The sequence below is a fragment of the Streptomyces sp. NPDC058683 genome (genome assembly GCF_042716195.1).
GTDB lineage: Bacteria > Actinomycetota > Actinomycetes > Streptomycetales > Streptomycetaceae > Streptomyces.
Map to the genome: position 1 here is coordinate 24155 of NZ_JBHXSK010000019.1, position 16277 is coordinate 40431.

General features: G+C 71.0%; 13 protein-coding genes. 7 read left to right on the plus strand and 6 right to left on the minus strand.

Going from position 1 to position 16277, the window contains the following annotated elements:
* Positions 1 to 270: 270 nt before the first annotated feature.
* Positions 271 to 3408: an isoleucine--tRNA ligase gene (gene ileS / locus ACFWXC_RS21795; RefSeq protein ID WP_384480984.1), complete on the minus strand. Its 3138-nt coding sequence runs from the start codon at positions 3406 to 3408 to the stop codon at positions 271 to 273.
* 590 nt (positions 3409 to 3998) lie between these two features.
* Between ileS and ACFWXC_RS21800 the strand changes: the two genes are divergently transcribed.
* From ACFWXC_RS21800 to ACFWXC_RS21825, 6 genes are all read left to right on the plus strand, one after another.
* Complete coding sequence (locus ACFWXC_RS21800) at positions 3999 to 4904, plus strand: TraR/DksA family transcriptional regulator (RefSeq protein WP_384480986.1); 906 nt, start codon at positions 3999 to 4001, stop codon at positions 4902 to 4904.
* A gap of 67 nt (positions 4905 to 4971) precedes the next feature.
* Positions 4972 to 5580, plus strand: coding sequence for a signal peptidase II (gene lspA / locus ACFWXC_RS21805; RefSeq protein ID WP_384480988.1), 609 nt, complete (start codon positions 4972 to 4974; stop codon positions 5578 to 5580).
* An 81-nt stretch (positions 5581 to 5661) separates the two neighbouring features.
* Positions 5662 to 6606 (plus strand): RluA family pseudouridine synthase, encoded by a 945-nt coding sequence (locus tag ACFWXC_RS21810; RefSeq protein ID WP_384480990.1) that lies wholly within the window; start codon positions 5662 to 5664, stop codon positions 6604 to 6606.
* Positions 6603 to 7073, plus strand: coding sequence for a GNAT family N-acetyltransferase (locus ACFWXC_RS21815; RefSeq protein WP_384480992.1), 471 nt, complete (start codon positions 6603 to 6605; stop codon positions 7071 to 7073). The genes ACFWXC_RS21810 and ACFWXC_RS21815 overlap by 4 nt, the downstream gene beginning before the upstream one ends.
* Before the next feature lie 71 nt (positions 7074 to 7144).
* Entirely contained in the window at positions 7145 to 8731 is a 1587-nt protein-coding gene (locus ACFWXC_RS21820) for a Na+/H+ antiporter (protein ID WP_384480994.1), read from the plus strand.
* Positions 8732 to 8853: 122 nt separating this feature from the next.
* Positions 8854 to 9594: an SDR family NAD(P)-dependent oxidoreductase gene (locus ACFWXC_RS21825; protein WP_384480995.1), complete on the plus strand. Its 741-nt coding sequence runs from the start codon at positions 8854 to 8856 to the stop codon at positions 9592 to 9594.
* Positions 9595 to 9609: 15 nt separating this feature from the next.
* On the opposite strand, the gene ACFWXC_RS21830 is transcribed toward ACFWXC_RS21825, so the two are convergent.
* Positions 9610 to 10725 carry a mechanosensitive ion channel family protein gene (locus ACFWXC_RS21830; RefSeq protein ID WP_384481241.1) on the minus strand — a complete coding sequence of 372 codons (1116 nt, stop codon included), beginning with the start codon at positions 10723 to 10725 and terminating at the stop codon, positions 9610 to 9612.
* A 102-nt stretch (positions 10726 to 10827) separates the two neighbouring features.
* On the opposite strand from ACFWXC_RS21830, the gene ACFWXC_RS21835 reads away from it, so the two are divergent.
* Positions 10828 to 11397 (plus strand): dienelactone hydrolase family protein, encoded by a 570-nt coding sequence (locus ACFWXC_RS21835; RefSeq protein ID WP_384480997.1) that lies wholly within the window; start codon positions 10828 to 10830, stop codon positions 11395 to 11397.
* Positions 11398 to 11404: 7 nt separating this feature from the next.
* Here the strand turns inward: ACFWXC_RS21835 and ACFWXC_RS21840 are convergent, their stop codons facing one another.
* The 4 genes from ACFWXC_RS21840 to ACFWXC_RS21855 all read right to left on the minus strand — a co-directional run bounded on the left by ACFWXC_RS21840 (position 11405) and on the right by ACFWXC_RS21855 (position 16208).
* Complete coding sequence (locus ACFWXC_RS21840) at positions 11405 to 13075, minus strand: alkaline phosphatase D family protein (protein ID WP_384480999.1); 1671 nt, start codon at positions 13073 to 13075, stop codon at positions 11405 to 11407.
* A gap of 104 nt (positions 13076 to 13179) precedes the next feature.
* A complete protein-coding gene (locus ACFWXC_RS21845; RefSeq protein WP_384481001.1) occupies positions 13180 to 14022 on the minus strand; it encodes a thioredoxin domain-containing protein in 843 nt (280 codons plus the stop codon).
* Between the two features lie 100 nt (positions 14023 to 14122).
* The gene (locus tag ACFWXC_RS21850) at positions 14123 to 14815 is read right to left on the minus strand and encodes a hypothetical protein (RefSeq protein ID WP_384481003.1); all 693 of its coding nucleotides are present in this window, start codon (positions 14813 to 14815) and stop codon (positions 14123 to 14125) included.
* 67 nt (positions 14816 to 14882) lie between these two features.
* Positions 14883 to 16208 carry a DUF2252 domain-containing protein gene (locus ACFWXC_RS21855; protein ID WP_384481005.1) on the minus strand — a complete coding sequence of 442 codons (1326 nt, stop codon included), beginning with the start codon at positions 16206 to 16208 and terminating at the stop codon, positions 14883 to 14885.
* Positions 16209 to 16277 lie beyond the last annotated feature (69 nt).

A 16277-nucleotide genomic window follows, 5' to 3' on the forward strand; every position in this document is an offset into this window, starting at 1 on the left:
GCGGGCGTTTTCCGCCGGTGAGGATTATCATTCCCACCTGGGGGGGGGGCCGCGGAATTTTGGGCGGGGCCCCGCCCTGTTTATGCGCGTTGCGCGGCCTTACCCAGGGAGCGCGGGGAACCACGCACGCTCAGGGTGCCGACCCGCAGGAGCGCGGAGGGGGTTGGAAGGGGCGCGGGGAACCGCGCACAGCACTTGCTCCGACCCGTGCATACGAGAAGGGCCCGATCCCCACCGTGGAGACCGGGCCCTTCTCGCAGGGGGAGGCGCCTACGCCTTCCGCAGCCGGAACGTCAGAGACAGCCCCTCGTCCACGAACGGCTCGCCGAAGGCGCCGTCGGCCTCGCCCTGCGCGAAGTCCGTCGCCAGCACCTCGTCGGCGATCAGCGCCGCGTGCTCCGCGAGCGCCGCGATCACCGCGGGGTCGGTCGACACCCACCGCAGTGCGATCCGGTCGGCCACATCCAGCCCGCTGTTCTTGCGCGCCTCCTGGATCAGCCGGATCGCGTCCCGGGCGAGCCCCGCCTGGCGCAGCTCCTCGGTGATCTCCAGGTCGAGCGCGACGGTCGCACCGGAGTCCGACGCCACCGACCAGCCCTCACGCGGCGTCTCCGTGATGATCACCTCGTCCGGGGCCAGCGTCACGGTCTCGCCGTCGACCTCCACCGACGCCGTGCCCTCGCGCAGCGCCAGCGACAGCGCGGCCGCGTCCGCCGCGGCGACCGCCTTCGCCACGTCCTGCACCCGCTTGCCGAACCGCTTGCCCAGCGCCCGGAAATTGGCCTTGGCCGTGGTGTCCACCAGCGAGCCGCCCACCTCGGACAGCGACGCCAGCGACGAGACGTTCAGCTCGTCGGTGATCTGCGTGTGCAGCTCCGGGGCGAGCGCGTCGAAGCCCACGGCCGCGACCAGCGCCCGGGACAGCGGCTGTCGCGTCTTGACACCCGACTCCGCGCGCGTGGCCCGGCCGAGCTCCACGAGCCGTCGTACCAGAACCATCTGCCGGGACAGCTCCGGGTCGATCGCGGAGAGGTCCGCCTCCGGCCAGGCCGCCAGGTGCACCGACTCCGGGGCGCCCGGGGCGACCGGCACGACGAGGTCCTGCCAGACCCGCTCGGTGATGAACGGGGTCAGCGGGGCCATCAGCTTGGTGACGGTCTCCACGACCTCGTGCAGGGTGCGCAGCGCGGCCTTGTCGCCCTGCCAGAAGCGGCGGCGCGAGCGGCGGACGTACCAGTTGGACAGGTCGTCGACGAACGCGGACAGCAGCTTGCCGGCGCGCTGGGTGTCGTACGCCTCCAGCGCCTGGGTCACCTGGTCGGTGAGCGCGTGCAGTTCGGAGAGCAGCCACCGGTCGAGCAGCGGGCGGTCGGCCGGGGCCGGGTCCGCCGCGCTCGGCGCCCAGTTCGACGTACGGGCGTACAGCGCCTGGAAGGCGACCGTGTTCCAGTAGGTGAGGAGGGTCTTGCGCACGACCTCCTGGATGGTGCCGTGGCCGACCCGGCGGGCCGCCCACGGGGAGCCGCCGGCCGCCATGAACCAGCGCACCGCGTCCGCGCCGTGCTGGTCCATCAACGGGATCGGCTGCAGGATGTTGCCCAGGTGCTTGGACATCTTGCGGCCGTCCTCGGCGAGGATGTGGCCGAGGCACACCACGTTCTCGTACGACGACTTGTCGAAGACCAGCGTGCCGACCGCCATGAGGGTGTAGAACCACCCTCGGGTCTGGTCGATGGCCTCGGAGATGAACTGGGCCGGGTAGCGGCTCTCGAACAGCTCCTTGTTCTTGTACGGGTAGCCCCACTGCGCGAACGGCATCGACCCCGAGTCGTACCAGGCGTCGATGACCTCCGGCACGCGCGTGGCCGTCTTCTGGCACTGCGGGCACGCGAAGGTGACCTCGTCGATGAACGGGCGGTGCGGGTCAAGGGCCGACTGGTCGGTGCCGGTCAGTCCGGTCAGCTCCGCGCGGGAGCCGACGACGGTGAGGTGGTCGTCCTCACAGCGCCAGATCGGCAGCGGAGTGCCCCAGTAGCGGTTGCGGGACAGCGCCCAGTCGATGTTGTTGTTCAGCCAGTCCCCGTAGCGGCCGTGCTTGACGGTCTCCGGGAACCAGTTCGTCTTCTCGTTCTCCTCGAGGAGCCGGTCCTTGATCTGCGTGGTGCGGATGTACCAGGACGGCTGCGCGTAGTAGAGCAGCGCGGTGTGGCAGCGCCAGCAGTGCGGGTAGCTGTGCTCGTACGGCAGGTGCTTGAAGAGGCGGCCGCGCTGCAACAGATCCTCGGTGAGGCGTTCGTCGGCCTTCTTGAAGAAGACGCCGCCGACCAGCGGGACGTCCTCTTCGAAGGTGCCGTCCGGGCGGACCGGGTTCACCACCGGCAGGCCGTAGGCGCGGCAGACCTTGAGGTCTTCCTCACCGAAGGCGGGGGACTGGTGGACCAGACCCGTACCGTCCTCGGTCGTGACGTACTCCGCGTTCACGACGTAATGCGCCGGTTCCGGGAACTCTACGAGCTCGAACGGACGTTGATAGGTCCAGCGCTCCATCTCGGCGCCGGTGAAGGTCTGGCCCGTGGTCTCCCAGCCCTCGCCGAGCGCCTTGGCGAGAAGCGGCTCGGCGACGACGAGCTTCTCCTCGCCGTTCGTCGCGACGACGTAGGTGACTCCCGGGTGCGCGGCGACCGCCGTGTTGGACACCAGGGTCCACGGGGTCGTCGTCCACACCAGGAGCGCGGCCTGGCCGGCGAGCGGACCGGAGGTGAGCGGGAAACGGACGTACACGGAGGGGTCGACGATCGTCTCGTAGCCCTGCGCCAGCTCGTGGTCGGACAGGCCGGTGCCGCAGCGCGGGCACCAGGGGGCGACGCGGTGGTCCTGGACCAGCAGGCCCTTGTCGAAGATCTCCTTGAGCGACCACCAGACCGACTCGATGTACTCGGGGTCCATGGTCACGTACGCGTCGTCGAGGTCGACCCAGTACCCCATGCGGGTCGTCAGCTCGGTGAACGCGTCGGTGTGGCGGAGCACGGACTCACGGCACCTGGCGTTGAACTCGGCGACCCCGTACGCCTCGATGTCGGGCTTGCCGCTGAAGCCCAGCTCCTTCTCGACCGCCAGCTCCACGGGCAGGCCGTGGCAGTCCCAGCCGGCCTTGCGGGCCACGTGGTAGCCGCGCATGGTCCGGAAGCGGGGGAAGACGTCCTTGAAGACGCGCGCCTCGATGTGGTGGGCGCCGGGCATGCCGTTGGCGGTGGGCGGGCCCTCGTAGAACACCCACTCGGGGCGGCCCTCGGACTGCTCCAGGGTCTTGGCGAAGATCTTCTGCTCGCGCCAGAAGTCGAGCACGGCGTGCTCAAGGGCGGGCAGGTCGACCTGTGCGGGCACCTGGCGGTACGTCGGCGCTGTCATCTGCGAGCTTCCTCCAACGGACTTGCTGCCTTCCGTCGGAGGGACGAGAGCCTTGTCCTGCCTACGCCGTGTGCGGCGCGCTCCCGCGGTACCACCCTCCTTGGCTCCCCGGGCGCCGTACGCGCCGGTGAGCCCCCTCATTGGGGTCGCGAAACCGGTTCTACTCGCCCGGGGGCTTTCTTCCGGCGGCTCCGGGGTGATCTTCACGTCGCGCCGGCCCCCGGGCTCCCACCGTCCCCGGGTCGCTCTGGGCTGCGTACGCCGCTACTCGTCCCCATCCACGCTTCTCGCTCCGCCCAGTGTACGGCGCCGCACGGACAGCGGCCGACCCGTTTTCCCGGCAGGGGCGGCGCCGGGCCGTCCACCTGCCGAGATGACCCGAATGGCGCGGTACGCGTGTTCGCATCCTGGGATGTCCGGCTCGGCGGATTACCGCGCGGGGAGCTGGGCACAACGGATGCATACCTGCTGCGTGGGGGGTGCGGGGCAGGCGAATCGGGCGGCGTGCCCCGTTGCCGCGGGACTGAAGTCGATTTATCGTCCCAGCACGATTCGCGTGCAAGATCACAATATGTGAAGGGGCCGCGGCCATGGTGGCGAAGAAGACCGCCGTACAGCAGTCGGCGTCCGGCCGATCCAGGGGCGCGGCTGCCTCCGACGGTGACACCAAGGGGGACGGCGGAAAGCGGGGCACGCGCGCGGGGGAGACGGCCGTGGCGGATAAAAAGGCTGGTGAGAAGGGTTCCGCCGGGAAAACGGCCGCGGAGGAGACGCCGGTGAAGAAGGCGGACGGCAAGAGAGCCGCCGGGACGGAGACGGCCGAGAAGTCGGCCGCCGGGACGAAGGCGGCGGCGAAGAAGGCGACCGCGGCTGCCAAGGGCGCCGCGGGGAAGTCGGAGAACAGCGCGTCCAAGGCCGCGGCGACGAAGACCGCGGCGGCGAAGAGCACGGCCAAGAAGAGCACGGCCAAGAAAGCGGGCGCGGCGCGGGCCGCGAAGCAGACGGGAGCCACGACGGTGGTTGCGAAGAAGACCCCTGGTACGGCCACTGCGGCGGCGGAGACCGCCCTCCCCAAGGCGCGGGTCGCCATGGCGGCTCCGGGCGAACTCGCGGTGCGTCCCGGCGAGGACCCGTGGACGCCGGAGGAGGTCGAGGAGGCGCGCACCGAGCTGATGACCGAGGCGCTGCGGCTGCGCACCGAGCTCGACGCCTCCGGCAGCGCCCTGGCCGGCCTGATGCGGGACTCCGGGGACGGCGCGGGTGACGACCAGGCCGACACCGGCACCAAGAACATCACGCGCGAGCACGAGCTGGCGCTAGCCGCCAACGCGCGCGAGATGCTGGAACAGACCGAGCGGGCCCTGGAGAAGCTTGACGCGGGCACCTACGGACTCTGCGAGAACTGCGGGAACCCCATCGGCAAGGCCCGGATGCAGGCCTTCCCGAGGGCGACCCTGTGCGTCGAGTGCAAGCAGAAGCAGGAACGCCGCTACTGAGCATCGGGGTCGCATGGGGCGTGCCGTAGTCTCGTCCCCAGGCAGGCACCTAGGTTGAGGGACTCACGTGGCAGAGGCGGAGCGCATCATCGGTACGCCGGACACTCCGGACGACGGTGGTGAGGAGACGGCCGCGCCCGGCGTATCCGGCGCGGAGCAGCAGCGGACCGAGGACGAACGGCGGCCCGGGCGTGGACGCCGGATCGCCGTGCTGTTCGCGGTGGCAGCCTTCGCGTACGCCCTCGACCTGGTCAGCAAGACGATCGTGGTCGCGAAGCTGGAGCACCACGCGCCGATCGAGGTCATCGGCGACTGGCTGGAGTTCCACGCGATCCGCAACCCGGGCGCGGCCTTCGGGTTCGGCGGCGCTTTCACGATCATCTTCACGGTGATCGCGGCGGCCGTGATCGTCGTGATCTTCCGCCTGGCCCGCAAGCTCTACAGCTTCCCCTGGGCGGTCGCGCTCGGCCTGCTGCTGGGCGGCGCGCTCGGCAACCTCACCGACCGGATCTTCCGCTCGCCGGGGATCTTCGAGGGCCAGGTCGTCGACTTCATCGCGCCCAAGGGCTTCGCGGTGTTCAATCTGGCCGACTCGGCGATCGTCTGCGGCGGCATCCTGATCGTCCTGCTCTCCTTCCGCGGCCTGGACCCGGACGGCACCGTCCACAAGGACTGACCGGGGCCGGGGGCGACTCCGGAGCGCCGGCCGGACGGGCTTGCGTACGGCGCTGTCGGTGCGGTCCGGCATACTCGACGGGTGAGCACCGTTCCCGAGATCCGAACCCTGCCCGTGCCCGACGGCCTGGAGGGCGAGCGTGTCGACGCCGCCATCTCCCGGATGTTCGGCTTCTCCCGCACCAAGGCGGCCGAGCTGGCCGCGGCGGGCAAGGTCCAGGTCGACGGCGCGGTGGTCGGCAAGTCCGAGCGGGTGAGCGGCGGGTCCTGGCTGGAGGTCGAGATGCCGGGGGCGCCCGCGCCCGTGCAGATCGTCGCGGAGCCCGTCGAGGGCATGGAGATCGTGTACGACGACGATGACGTGGTCGTGATCGTCAAGCCGGTCGGCGTGGCCGCGCACCCCAGCCCCGGCTGGACCGGCCCGACCGTCATCGGCGGCCTCGCGGCCGCCGGCTACCGCATCTCCACCTCCGGCGCCGCCGAGCGCCAGGGCATCGTGCACCGCCTCGACGTCGGCACCTCCGGCCTGATGGTGGTGGCCAAGTCGGAGCGCGCGTACACCTCGCTCAAGCGCCAGTTCAAGGAGCGCACGGTCGACAAGCGCTACCACACGCTCGTCCAGGGCCACCCGGACCCGACCAGCGGCACCATCGACGCCCCCATCGGCCGCCACCCGCAGCACGACTACAAGTGGGCGGTCACGGCCGACGGCAAGCCCTCCGTGACCCACTACGACCTCGTCGAGGCGTTCCGCGCGGCCTCCCTGCTGGACGTGAAGCTGGAGACCGGCCGCACCCACCAGATCCGCGTCCACATGGCCGCTCACCGCCACCCCTGCGTCGGCGACCTCACCTACGGCGCCGACCCGACGCTCGCCAAGCGACTGCACCTGACGCGGCAGTGGCTGCACGCGGTCCGGCTCGGCTTCGAGCACCCCGGCAGCGGTGACTGGGTCGAGTTCGAGAGCGACTACCCGTCCGACCTGAGCACGGCGCTGGACCAGGTCCGCGAGGAGACATACGGATGAGCACGCGCGCGTACGAGGTGCGGGTCGCCGAGGACCCCGCGGACCTTGAGGCGTGCTTCGCCGTACGCAAGCAGGTCTTCGTCGTCGAACAGGGCGTCCCCGAGGACCTGGAGTACGACGAGTACGACACCACGGCCCTGCACGTGCTCGCGATCCGTGAGGACGGCGTACCGCTGGGCACCGGCCGGCTGCTGTACGGCGAGACGGCCGCCGAGAAGACCGACGGCGACCTGTCCCTCGGCTCCCTGGGCCGGCTCGCGGTCTCCCAGGAGGCCCGCGGCCTCGGTATAGGCGTGGCCCTGGTGCGGGCCATCGAGGACGCCGCACGCGCGCGTGGCCTGAGCGCGGTGGACCTGCACGCACAGACGCACGCGCTGGGCTTCTACGAGCGGCTGGGCTACGAGCCCTACGGGCCGCAGTACGAGGAGGCGGGCATCCCGCACCAGGGGATGCGGCGCGCGCTGTAGCGCGGCTGCCTGAGGACCGCATGGCAGGCTTGAGGCCCGCTGTGTGATCGTCGACTCCCGGAGCGCTGGCCGTGGATCAGTTGGCCCTGTTGTTCGTGCTGCTGCTCGGGGCTTTGGTGAGCGTCCCGGTGGGGGACCGGCTGGGGCTGCCGGCGCCCGTGCTGATGACCCTGTTCGGGATCGTCCTCGCGGTGGCCGACTTCGTGCCGAACGTGAACATCCCGCCCGAGCTGATCCTGCCCGGCCTGCTGCCGCCGCTGCTCTACGCCGCCGTACGGCGGACCTCCTGGCGCCAGTTCACGGCCAACAAGCGGCCGATCTTCCTGCTCGCGGTGGCCCTGGTCTTCGTCACCACGGTGTGCGTGGCCGTCGTCGCCAGCGCGATCGTGCCCGGGCTGCCGATCGCCGCCGCCGTCGCGCTGGGCGCGCTGGTCGCCCCGCCCGACCCGGTCGCCGCGACCGCCGTCGCCGGGCAGCTCGGGCTGCCGCGCCGGCTGGTGTCGATCCTGGAGGGCGAGGGCCTCTTCAACGACGTCACGGCCATCGTCCTGTACCACGTGGCGATCGCGGCCGTGGTCAGCGGCACGTTCTCGCCGTGGCGGGCCGGGCTGGACTTCCTGCTCTCCGCCGTGGTCGCGGTCGCGGTGGGGCTGGTGCTCGGGTGGGGCGCGAACAAGCTGATGGACGTGCTCGGCGACGCGACCCTCCAGATCGGCCTGACCCTGCTCGTCCCGTACGTCTCCTACGTCCTCGCCGAGGAACTGCACGGCTCCGGGGTGCTCGCCGTGCTCACCACCGCGCTGTTCATCGCCGAGTACGCCACCGACGCCGACGACGTGATGACCCGGCTCGCCGGATACACCTTCTGGGACATCGTCGACACGCTCGTCACCGGCGTCGCGTTCGGGCTGATCGGCCTGGAACTGCACAACGCGATCCGTACGGCGTCCGGCCGCTGGGGCGAGCTGCTCGGCTGGGCGGCCGCGATCGTGGGCGTGGTCGTCGTGGTCCGGCTGGTGTGGCTGCTGCCGGCGACCTGGCTGACCAAGCGGCTGCACGCCCGCCGGGACTACGACGAGGAGATCCCGACCAGCTGGCGGGAGACCGTCGTGATGTGGTGGTCCGGGATGCGCGGGGTGGCGTCGGTGGCGCTGGCCCTGGCCATTCCACTGAAGACCGACGACGGATCCGCCTTCCCGGACCGGGACGAGATCGTCTTCATCGCGTTCGGCGTGATCATGGCGACGCTGGTGCTCCAGGGGCTGACCCTGCCGTGGCTGGTGAAGCGGCTGGGGGTGCGGGCCGACACCGATCAGGAGAAGGAGTTCGAGAAGGAACTGGCGGTGCGGGCGGCGAAGGCGGCCCGGCGGCGGCTGAAGGAGATCGAGCAGGTCGAGGACCTGCCGGAGGAGGTGACGGAGCAGATGCTGCGGCGGGCCTTCGAGATCGGGTTCCGGATCAGTCCCGAGGTGGTGGAGGACGAGCGGCGGGAGGGGCACGACAAGCGGGCGAGGCGGTTGAAGCGGTTGCGGCGGATCCAGCAGGAGATGCTGAGCGCGGCGCGGCACGAGGTGCTGGCGGCGCGGAGCGAGCCGGGGGCGGATCCGGAGATCGTGGACCGGGTGCTGCGGCATCTGGACGTCCGCAGCCTGCGCTGAGTCCGCTCTCTCCAAGCCGCCGGTGCGTTGCAAGCCTCCGGCGCGTTGCGATCGTCATACAAACGTATGGCTGCTGTGGATAAGCGGAAGCGGGGTCGGTGGTGCGCTCGTAGTCTCGGATCATGGCTCGGAACATTGTGATCAGTGGTGGTGGGACAGGGATCGGGCTCGCCACGGCGCGGGTGTTCGCCGCGGACGGGGATCGGGTGCTGCTGCTCGGGCGGCGCAGGGAGGTGCTGGAGAAGGCCGGGGTGCCGGGTGCGGTGGCGTATGCCGCCGATCTGGCCGAACCGGCGGACGTGCGCGCGGTCGCACGGTACGTCGCCGACGAGATCGGGACCGTGGACGTGCTTGTGCACAGTGCCGGAGGGAACGCGGCGTTCGCGCCCGTCCCGGAGGCCGACGATCAGCTCGATGCCGTCGCCCGCACCTGGACGGACAACTTCGCGCAGAACACGCTGACCGCCGTCCTGCTCACGGAGGCGCTGAAGGACCGGCTCGCCGACCCCGGCGGGCGGGTGCTGTTCCTCAGCTCCATCGCCGCGTACCGGGGCTCGGGGACCGGTTCCTACGCCGCCGCCAAGGCGGCCCTGCATCCGTACGCCCACGATCTGGCCCGGCAGCTGGGGCCGCGCGGGGTCACCGTGAACGTGGTCGCGCCCGGGTACGTCGAGGACACCGAGTTCTTCGGCGGCCCGGTCGAGGAGGAGCGGCGGGCGCGGCTCGTCGCCGAGACGGCGACCGGGCGGGCCGGCATACCGGGTGACGTCGCCGCCACCCTGCACTGGCTGGCGTCCCCGGCCGCCGGGCATGTCACCTCGCAGATCGTCCAGGTCAACGGAGGCGCCGAGCGCGGCCACTGACGGGCACGGGAGCGGTCAGCCGCCGCGGCCGGTGCGGGGCGGCTCGTGCAGACGGCGGGCCGTCGCCGCCCCGTCCTGGGAGGGGATGATCCCGCCCGGCGGCAGGACCGCGTCGGCCGTGTTGACCCGGGGCAGGGCGTAGGGATGCTCGGCGGTCAGCCAGGTGATCATCTGCTCGCGGACGGTCACCCGGACCTTCCAGACGTCGTCCGAGTCCTTGGCGGTCACCAGCGCCCGCACCTGGATGGTGTTCGGCGTGGCGTCGGTGACGACCAGGCTGTAGTCCCGCCCGTCCCAGGCGGGGCAGTCGCGCACGATGTCCCGGAGCCTCTCGCGCATCGGCTCGATCGGCGCCGAGTGGTCGAGATGCCAGTAGACGACCCCGGTCATCTGCGGGGTGCCCCGGGACCAGTTCTCGAAGGGTTTGGAGGTGAAGTACGACACCGGCATGGTGATCCGGCGCTCGTCCCAGGTCCGTACCGTCAGAAAGGTCAGGGTGATCTCCTCGACCGTGCCCCACTCGCCGTCGACCACGACGGTGTCGCCGAGGCGCACCATGTCGCCGAAGGCGATCTGCAGACCCGCGAACATGTTCGCCAGCGTGGACTGGGCGGCGACACCGGCGACGATGCCGAGGATTCCGGCGGAGGCCAGCAGTGAGGCGCCGGCCGCGCGCATCGCCGGGAAGGTCAGCAGCATCGCCGCCACGGCCACCACGCCGACGATCGCCGTCACCACGCGCATGATCAGCGACACCTGGGTGCGCACCCGGCGGACCCGGGCCGCGTCGGTGTTGCCGCGGGCGTAACGGGTGTACGAGGTGTCGACGACGGCCGCCGCGATCCGCACCACCAGCCAGGCGGCCGACCCGATCAGCACCAGGGTCAGCATCTGGCCGACGGCGACCCGGTGCCCCAGGAGCAGCTCGGCCTTGTCGTAGGAGCCTCTGAGCAGGGCCGCGCACAGCACCAGCTGATAGGGGATGCGGGCCCGGCGCAGCAGGCCCCACAGGGGTGTCTCGCTGTGCCGCGCGTCGGCCTTGCGCAGCAGCAGGTCGGTCGCCCAGCCGATCAGCAGGGTGAGGACGACGGCGCCGCCGACCACGATCAGCGGGCGGAGTACGTTCTCCATGTCCATGGGTCGGAACGTAACCAGATCGGCGGGGTCCTGAACATGCCGACCGGTGTCGAGGGTGTCACAAGTGCTGTGGGTGCCGGCTGGCACCATGGGCGCATGAACATCATGCTCTTTCACTCGACCTATGGCCTCAGGCCCGCGGTGCGCGAGGCCGCGGACCGGCTGCGTGCCGCGGGGCACGAGGTGTGGACGCCGGACCTCTTCGAGGGGCGCACGTTCGACACGGTCGAGGAGGGCAGGGAGTTCAACCAGGAGATCGGCAAGGAGGAGTTGCTGAAGCGGGCCGTGCTGGCGGCGGCGCCCTACTCGGAGCGCGGGCTGGTGTTCGCGGGGTTCTCGCTGGGTGCGGCCATCGCGCAGACGCTGGCGCTGGGCGACGAGCGGGCGCGCGGGCTGCTGCTTCTGCACGGCACCTCGGACATCGCGCCGAACGTCGCGGTGGACGGGCTGCCGGTGCAGCTGCACGTGGCCGAGCCGGACGCCTTCGAGCCGGACGACTGGCTGAGCGCCTGGTATCTGCAGATGGGCCGGGCCGGTGCCGATGTGGAGATCTACCGGTACGCGGGCGCCGGGCACCTCTACACCGACCCCGGGCTGCCCGACTACGACGAGGAGGCCGCCGAGGCCACCTGGCGGGTGGCGCTCGGCTTCCTCGACACGCTGTAGGTGACGGCTACACCGGGTCGTAGGTGCGCTCGACCTTCTGGGTGCCGCTGCGGGTGCGGTACGAACGCTCCCAGGACGAGGTCGCGTCGGCCTTCGTCTTGTCGGAGAGGACGTAGTAGTCCATCTGCGCCCGGGCGGTGGTGATGTCCAGGATGCCGTAGCCGTGCCGGTCGGTGTCGACCCAGTGCACATGGCGGTTGGCCAGCTGGATGATCGGCGCGGCGACGGTGGAGACGACGCCCGGGGAGACCTTGAGGAGGTCGTCCAGGTTGTCGGAGGTCACCGAGGTGACCACGAACTCGGTGGCCGCGGAGGCGGAGAGCGGGTAGGTCCCGGCGTCCACCGGCACGTCGTTGGCCCAGGCCATGTGGATGTCGCCGGTCAGGAACACCGTGTTGCCGATCGCGTTGGAGCGCAGGTGGGCCAGGAGCTCGCGGCGGTCGTCGGTGTAGCCGTCCCACTGGTCGGTGTTGAGGGCGAGGCCGTCCTGGGGCAGGCCGAGCAGCTTGGCGAGCGGCTTGAGCAGGTCGGCGGAGAGCGAGCCGATGGCGAACGGCGAGATCATCACGGAGTTGCCGACCAGCCGCCAGGTGGTGTCGGAGGCCTTCAGCCCGGCCTTCAGCCAGTCGAGCTGGGCGCGGCCGGTGATGGTGCGGTCCGGGTCGTCGACCGAGCCGCTGCCCGTGGAGACCTGCTGCGAGCGGAAGGAGCGCAGGTCGAGCAGGGAGAGGTCGGCGAGCTTGCCGAAGCGCAGCCGGCGGTAGGTGGTGCCGGTGATGGCCGGACGGACCGGCATCCACTCGAAGTACGCCTGCTTGGCCGCGGCCTGACGGGCCGTCCAGGTGCCTTCGGTGCCCTCGGTGTGGTTCTCGGCGCCGCCGGACCAGGAGTCGTTGGCGAACTCGTGGTCGTCCCAGATCGCGATGACCGGCGCCTTGGCGTGCAGGGCCTGCAGGTCGGTGTCGGTCTTGTACTTGCCGTGCCGGGTCCGGTAGTCGGCGAGGGTGATGATCTCGTGGGTGGGCGCGTGCTGGCGGACCACGGTGTCACGGGTGCCGTACTCGCCGGTGCCGTACTCGTATATGTAGTCGCCGAGGTGCAGCCAGGCGTCGAGGTCGCCCCGGGCGGCGAGGTGGCGGTACGAGGCGAAGTAGCCGGCCTCCCAGTTGGCGCAGGAGACCACGCCGAAGCGCAGGCCGGAGACGGCGGCGTCGGCCGCCGGTGCGGTGCGGGTGCGCGCCACCGCGGAGTCCGTGCCGCCGGCCGAGAAGCGGAACCAGTAGTCGGTGGCCGGGGCCAGGCCGCGGATGTCGGCCTTGACGGTGTGGTCGGAGGCGGCGGTCGCGGTGGTGGAGCCGCGGGAGACGACGTTGGTCAGCGCCTTGTCGGTGGCGACGATCCAGCTGACCTCGGTGTCGGCGCCGGCGCCGGAGCCGGGGGTCGCGTCGGCGCTCGGCGTCACCCGGGTCCACAGCAGGACGCCGTCGGGCAGCGGGTCGCCGGAAGCGATGCCGTGCAGGAAGGCGGGGGCGTCCGAGGCGGCCCGGGCCGGCAGTGCGGCGGCGAGCGGGGCGGCCAGGACAGCCGTCGCCGCCGCGGCCTTGACGACCGTACGGCGGCGCGGGGAGAGGGAGTTGGCACCCTCGGAAGCCTGAGTTGATCTGTATCGACTGGTCACGTCCGATCAGGTTACTGACCAGTATGAACAAGAGCAGGCGAACCAGTGAAAGTTCGCCTGCTCTTCACCCGGAGGTGGCGCCGTGCCTGTGCGCAGCGCCCGGGTTAGGCCTTGAGGGCCGCGTCCACCAGGGAGGTGAAGTCCGCGACCGTCATCGGCGGGTTGCCGTTGGAGTCGGTCGTGAGCATCTTGCCGTTCATGACGAAGCTCGGGGTGCCCGTCACGCCGTCCTTGTTGGTGTCGAAGGTCTTCGACATGGCCAGCGCCCAGGCGTCGTACTTGCCGGACTTCACGGCGTCCTGGAAGGTCTTGTTGTTCTTCAGCGCCGGGACGGTGTCGGCGACCTCGATGAGGTAGCTGTCGTTCTTGAACTTGTCGGCCGTCTCCTCGGGGTGCCACTTCGTGGAGTACAGCGCGGTCTTGTACTCCAGGAACGCCTCGGGGCTGACGTTCAGCGCGGCGCCCATGGCGCTCATCGCGTTCTTGGAGCCCTCGCCGCGCGAGCCGATCTGGCCCTTGCCGAGGGAGTCGCCGTCGATGAACGTGCCGCCGATGTACTGGATCTTGAACTTGCCGTCGTCGATGTCCTTCTTCACCGTGGAGCCGACGGTCTGCTCGAACTGGGCGCAGATCGGGCAGCGCGGGTCCTCGTAGACCTTGAGGGTCTTCTTGGCGGTGGACTTGCCGATGACGACCGTGGTGCCGTCGGTGCCCGTGGTGTTGGCCGGGGCGACCACCTTGGCGGACTTCTCGTCCTCCCAGTAGCCGGGCTTGTTGGCCTGGACGACGGCGTAACCTATGCCGCCCGCCGCGGCCAGCACGGCCACGACCGAGCAGGCCACGATGACCTGGCGCTTGACCTTGGCCCGCTTGGCCTGCTTCTCGCGCTCGACGCGCAGTCGTTCCCGGGCCGCGTTCTTGGAGGACTGGCTGTTCCGCTTGCTCATGTTGGTGATCTCCATATGGGACGCGCACATGTCGTACGCGGGATACGTGTGGGGGACTCGTCGTGCTCGGACGAGGGGCGTACTCGTGAGGGAGGGGCGCTCAGGCGAAGGGCAGGGCGAGCGCCCGGGAGCACGGCGGTCCACGCCGTCCCAGGGAGTGCACGAGGACCAGGTCGCGGGCGGCGGCCGTCCGCGGCGCCGGGCGCGGCAGCCGTCGTACCGGAGCCAGCCGGACCGTGCCCGCGGCGACCGCGACGAGCAGTGGGCGGAAGGTGGTGGCGGCGATCGCGCGCAGCAGCTGGGTCAGGGCGCGCTCACCGCGGCGCAGCCAGGCGGCGGCCAGCAGGCCGACGCCGACATGCGCGGCGAGCAGCAGCCAGGCCGCGGTCGGGTCGGCGTGGCCGAGCGCCTCGGCGGCCCGGGAGCCGCCGGTCATCTGGGCCAGCGGCGTGCCGACGGCGCCGCCATGGCACAGCACGTCGAAGCCGACCGCGCGCAGCGGGCCGGCGATGGGGCCGCCCGCCCTGCCGTAGCAGGCGTGCTGGCCGGTGGTGAAGACCGTGTCGGCGGCCAGTTCCAGCGGGACCAGCAGGGCCGCGATCCGGCCGAAGCCGCGCTCGCGGCCTGCCAGCGCGTACGCCGTGACGAACACGCCGGCGGCGACCGCGGCCACCGTCGTGAACGGCAGCGGGGCCCGGGACAGCAGCACGTGCGACGCGGTGCTGAGCGTCACGACGAAGGCCGTGAACAGCGCCGCGCGCACGGCTCTGAGCTGGGTCCCGGATATGTCCATAGCGGTGGAGAGTCTGTCACGTACTCATGTAGGGGACCCCTAAAAGAGCCCTGTGAATCCGCGAAGGTTACAGCCCTGGAATGCGGCCGTTGCGGAAGAGGTCGACGAAGATCTGGTGGTCGGCACGCGCGCGTGTGCCGTAGCTGTGCGCGAAGTCGGCCAGCAGGGGCGCGAAGCCCTCCTCGTCGGCCGCGATCGCCGCGTCGATGGCCCGCTCGGTGGAGAACGGCACCAGGGACTCGCCGGACTGGTCGTCGGCCGCCGAGTGCATCGAGGCCGTGGCCCGGCCGAGGTCCGCGACGACCGCCGCGATCTCCTCCGGGTCGTCGATGTCGCTCCAGTCCAGGTCGACCGCGTACGGCGACACCTCGGCGACCAGCTGCCCGGAGCCGTCCAGCTCGGTCCAGCCCAGCCACGGGTCGGCGTGCGCCTGCAGGGCACGCTGGGAGATCACCGTGCGGTGGCCCTCGTGCTGGAAGTAGTCGCGGATCGCCGGGTCCGTGATGTGCCGGGAGACGGCCGGGGTCTGGGCCTGCTTGATGTAGATCACGACGTCGTTCTCCAGGGCGTCCGTGGAGCCCTCCAGGAGGATGTTGTACGACGGCAGGCCGGCCGAGCCGATGCCGATGCCGCGCCGGCCGACGACGTCCTTCACGCGGTAGGAGTCCGGGCGGGACAGGGACGACTCGGGAAGCGTCTCCAGGTAGCCGTCGAAGGCGGCGAGGACCTTGTAGCGGGTGGCGGCGTCCAGCTCGATGGAGCCGCCGCCGGAGGCGAAGCGGCGCTCCCAGTCACGGATCTCCGTCATCGAGTCCAGCAGCTCGAAGCGGGTCAGCGAGCGGGCCGCGCGCAGCGCGCCGAGCAGCGGGCCCTCGGCGCTGTCCAGGGTGAACGGCGGCACCTCGTCGCTCTTGGCGCCGGTCGCCAGCGCGTGGATCCGCTCCCGGTACGCGCCCGCGTACACCTCGACCAGCTCGGTGATCTGCTCGTCGCTGAGCGCCTTCGCGTACCCGATCAGCGCGATGGAGGCGGCGAAGCGCTTCAGGTCCCAGGTGAAGGGGCCGACGTAGGCCTCGTCGAAGTCGTTGACGTTGAAGACCAGGCGGCCGTTGGAGTCCATGTACGTGCCGAAGTTCTCCGCGTGCAGGTCGCCGTGGGTCCACACGCGCGAGGTGCGCTCGTCCAGGAACGGACCGCCGCGCTTCTCGGCGTCCACGTCGTGGTAGAAGAGCGCCGCCGTGCCCCGGTAGAAGGCGAAGGCCGAGGCCGCCATCTTCCGGAACTTCACGCGGAACGCGGCCGGGTCGGCGGCCAGGAGCTCGCCGAAGGCGGTGTCGAAGACGGCGAGGATCTCCTCGCCGCGCTGCTCGCCGTTGAGCTGGGGGACCGACATCGCTGGGTGCCTCCTGGTACGGGTGGTGCGTGACATGTGGTGCGGATCTCTCCTCCGGACCAACGTGCG

What these genes read in the sequence shown, in the direction of transcription:
- ACFWXC_RS21855 (WP_384481005.1), bottom strand. Translation starts at nt 16,208, where the DNA reads ATGTCGGTCCCCCAGCTCAACGGCGAGCAGCGCGGCGAGGAGATCCTC.
- ACFWXC_RS21845 (WP_384481001.1), bottom strand. Translation starts at nt 14,022, where the DNA reads ATGAGCAAGCGGAACAGCCAGTCCTCCAAGAACGCGGCCCGGGAACGA.
- ACFWXC_RS21830 (WP_384481241.1), bottom strand. Translation starts at nt 10,725, where the DNA reads ATGGAGAACGTACTCCGCCCGCTGATCGTGGTCGGCGGCGCCGTCGTC.
- ACFWXC_RS21815 (WP_384480992.1), top strand. Translation starts at nt 6,603, where the DNA reads ATGAGCACGCGCGCGTACGAGGTGCGGGTCGCCGAGGACCCCGCGGAC.
- ileS (WP_384480984.1), bottom strand. Translation starts at nt 3,408, where the DNA reads ATGACAGCGCCGACGTACCGCCAGGTGCCCGCACAGGTCGACCTGCCC.
- ACFWXC_RS21800 (WP_384480986.1), top strand. Translation starts at nt 3,999, where the DNA reads ATGGTGGCGAAGAAGACCGCCGTACAGCAGTCGGCGTCCGGCCGATCC.
- ACFWXC_RS21835 (WP_384480997.1), top strand. Translation starts at nt 10,828, where the DNA reads ATGAACATCATGCTCTTTCACTCGACCTATGGCCTCAGGCCCGCGGTG.
- ACFWXC_RS21850 (WP_384481003.1), bottom strand. Translation starts at nt 14,815, where the DNA reads ATGGACATATCCGGGACCCAGCTCAGAGCCGTGCGCGCGGCGCTGTTC.
- ACFWXC_RS21825 (WP_384480995.1), top strand. Translation starts at nt 8,854, where the DNA reads ATGGCTCGGAACATTGTGATCAGTGGTGGTGGGACAGGGATCGGGCTC.